The 1,483-nt window shown below is 56.2% G+C and carries 1 rRNA gene (only partly in view); it reads left to right on the top strand.

What is annotated here, in order from left to right:
- A 23S ribosomal RNA gene (locus ACFY3V_RS39625) occupies nucleotides 1–1,483 on the top strand (it extends past both window edges: 124 nt to the left, 1,486 nt to the right).

Below are 1,483 nucleotides of genomic sequence, written 5' to 3'. Positions count from 1 at the left end.
TTAGTGATTCCGTGAGTAGTGGTGAGCGAAAGCGGATCAGGCTAAACCGTAGGCGTGTGATAGCCGGCAGGCGTTGCGTTTGCGGGGTTGTGGGACCCTCTGATGGTTTCTGCCGAGACCATAGACAGTAAGAAATCTTTCCGATAGTCGAAGCTTCTGGGAAGTGGCGCCGTAGACCGTGAGAGTCGGGTAGGCGAAATCGGTTGGACTGTTTGAGGGGATCCCAAGTAGCACGGGGCCCGAGAAATCCTGTGTGAATCTGCCAGGACCACCTGGTAAGCCTAAATACTCCCTGGTGACCGATAGTGAACAAGTACCGTGAGGGAAAGGTGAAAAGCGCCCCGGTGAGGGGTCGTGAAATAGTACCTGAAACCGTGTGCCTACAAGCCGTAGGAGCGTAAACGAGGGCTTGCTCTTGTTTGTGATGTGACTGCGTGCCTTTTGAAGAATGAGCCTGCGAGTTATGGTGTGTGGCGAGGTTAACCCGTGTGGGGGAGCCGTAGCGAAAGCGAGTCTGAATAGGGCGAATGAGTCGCATGCTGTAGACCCGAAGCGGAGTGATCTAGGCATGGGCAGGTTGAAGCGCGGGTAAGACCGCGTGGAGGACCGAACCCACCAGGGTTGAAAACCTGGGGGATGACCTGTGTTTAGGGGTGAAAGGCCAATCAAACTCCGTGATAGCTGGTTCTCCCCGAAATGCATTTAGGTGCAGCGTTGCGTGTTTCTTGCCGGAGGTAGAGCACTGGATGGCTAATGGGCCCGACAAGGTTACTGACGTCAGCCAAACTCCGAATGCCGGTAAGTGAGAGCGTGGCAGTGAGACTGCGGGGGATAAGCTCCGTAGTCGAGAGGGAAACAGCCCAGACCACCGACTAAGGCCCCTAAGCGTGTGCTAAGTGGGAAAGGATGTGGAGTCGCAGTGACAACCAGGAGGTTGGCTTAGAAGCAGCCACCCTTGAAAGAGTGCGTAATAGCTCACTGGTCAAGTGATTCCGCGCCGACAATGTAGCGGGGCTCAAGTACACCGCCGAAGTCGTGGCATTCACACATTATCCGAGCCTTTGTGGTTTAGGTGTGTGGGTGGGTAGGGGAGCGTCGTGCGGCCGGCGAAGCAGCGGAGTGATCCAGTTGTGGAGGCTGTGCGAGTGAGAATGCAGGCATGAGTAGCGAATCAGAAGTGAGAAACTTCTGCGCCGGATGACCAAGGGTTCCTGGGGCAGGCTAATCCGCCCAGGGTAAGTCGGGACCTAAGGCGAGGCCGACAGGCGTAGTCGATGGACAACGGGTTGATATTCCCGTACCCGCTACGATGCGCCAATACTGAATCCAGTGATACTAAGGGTCCTTAAGTCCCTAACGCCCTTCGGGGTGTGGGTGAGACTGAACGCCTGGCCTGAACTGGTAGTAGGTAAGCGATGGGGTGACGCAGGAAGGTAGCCCAGCCCAGGCGATGGTTGTCCTGGGGTAAGCATGTAGGGAACGT

This window comes from Streptosporangium sp. NPDC000095 (genome assembly GCF_042899335.1).
Lineage (GTDB): Bacteria > Actinomycetota > Actinomycetes > Streptosporangiales > Streptosporangiaceae > Streptosporangium.
This window is presented reverse-complemented; position numbering and strand designations above follow the sequence as displayed.